The organism is Vibrio sp. Vb0349 (assembly GCF_033338975.1).
The window spans coordinates 1-1,287 of record NZ_JAWOTS010000258.1 but is presented as its reverse complement, the minus strand read 5'-3'; the positions used below and the strand labels follow the sequence as shown (position 1 = coordinate 1,287).

Here is a 1,287-nt window from a genome sequence, read left to right as displayed (position 1 = left end):
TCGGCACCGACTAAAGATGCAACGAAACGCTACTACCAACAGCTAAACCGTTACAGTGCCAACCTAGCGCTTCTGTCTGATATCTCAATGGCGGTACTTGGTGGTTCGTTGAAACGTAAAGAGCGCTTATCTGCGCGTTTAGGTGACATTCTCAGTCAGCTATACCTAAGCTCCGCGACGCTAAAACGTTTTGAACAAGATGGTCGTCCAGCTGAAGATTTGGCTTTGGTTCACTGGGGTCTACAAGATAGCTTAAAACAAGCAGAAATCGCCGTTGATGAGTTCCTAGCAAACTTCCCGAACAAAGTCATTGGCCGCACACTTCGCGTTCTGATTGTGCCATTCGGTCGTGTACGCAAAGCACCAAGTGACAAGCTAGACAGCAAAGTGGCACGTATTCTACAAACCCCAAGTGCAACACGCTCGCGCATTGGCCGTGGCCAGTACCTAGAGCCAACAGAGCACAACCCAGCAGGTAAGATTGAGTTAGCACTGTCTGTGATTCTTCAAGCTGAGCCTGTGTTCGACAAAGTTTGTAAAGCGCAAGGTAAACGTCGTCCATTCCTCCGCTTGGATATGATTGCTCAAGAAGGTCTAGAGCAAGGCGTGATCACTCAAGAAGAAGCAGAACTGCTGAGAGAAGCCGAGCAACATCGTCTCGATACCATTAACGTTGACGATTTTGAGCCGGAACTATTGGCAGCAAAGCCACTTTACCCTCAAATGGATAGCGTTGCTTAAAAACCAATAAGAAAGACAAAAACGGGAGCTTTGGCTCCCGTTTTCTTGTGCTCTGACTCCAAATAACGCCCCCTCCCTTTCGACGCATCCGATGCTCACTCTCAGACAACCGTTGTAACCACAGCCAAACCAATTGATCGCGATATGAGTGATAAATAGCTCACAGACCTTACCCATTAACGATGTATACTTTACCGTATCTCAACCACATATATGGAAAATCTGTTGGCTAGACTCTTATTCGCTCAGTGGTTCCCAGGACTCATTCAACTTAAAAACTATCAAAAAGAATGGCTCGTGAATGACTTTAGAGCAGCATTTTCTGTTGTTGCTGTTGCACTACCTGTTGCTATTGCTTATGCACAGCTAACTGGCGTTTCTGCTATCGTCGGCCTCTACTCATGCGTGCTGCCGATGCTGGTTTACGCTTTGATGGGCACTTCCCGACAACTCATTGTTGGCCCGGACGCCGCAACCTGTGCCGTCATCGCCGCCGTCGTTACCCCAATTGCCGCTGGCGACCCAACCAAACACTGGCAGCTCGTC

Annotated in this window: 2 protein-coding genes; both read left to right on the top strand. The window is 48.4% G+C overall.

Annotated features, from left to right (window positions below; all coding sequences use genetic code 11):
• The coding region (locus tag R7Q47_RS25010; protein ID WP_318090002.1) for an acyl-CoA dehydrogenase domain-containing protein at positions 1 to 741 on the top strand (741 nt) is incomplete at its 5' end.
• A 213-nt stretch (positions 742 to 954) separates the two neighbouring features.
• The coding region (locus R7Q47_RS25005) for a SulP family inorganic anion transporter (RefSeq protein WP_318090000.1) at positions 955 to 1,287 on the top strand (333 nt) is incomplete at its 3' end.